Source organism: Paenibacillus sp. J45TS6 (assembly GCF_018403285.1).
In the GTDB taxonomy this organism is placed as follows: domain Bacteria; phylum Bacillota; class Bacilli; order Paenibacillales; family Paenibacillaceae; genus Paenibacillus.
Genome location: NZ_BOSJ01000125.1, coordinates 1 through 218 on the forward strand (window position 1 = coordinate 1; position 218 = coordinate 218).

Annotated in this window: 1 rRNA gene; it reads left to right on the top strand. The window is 51.8% G+C overall.

What is annotated here, in order from left to right:
* Positions 1-218 (top strand): 23S ribosomal RNA (locus KJS58_RS25320); the annotation flags it as partial.

The following is a 218-nucleotide window of genomic DNA, read 5'->3' on the forward strand; positions in this document are numbered from 1 at the left end:
AGTGACTCTGCGCCGAAAATGTAACGGGGCTAAACACACCACCGAAGCTATGGCTTGATGCTTTGCATCAGGGGTAGGGGAGCGTTGTATGCCGGGTTGAAGGTAGACCGGAAGGACTGCTGGACTGTATACAAGTGAGAATGCCGGTATGAGTAACGAAAAGATCAGTGAGAATCTGATCCGCCGAAAACCTAAGGGTTCCTGAGGAAGGCTCGTCC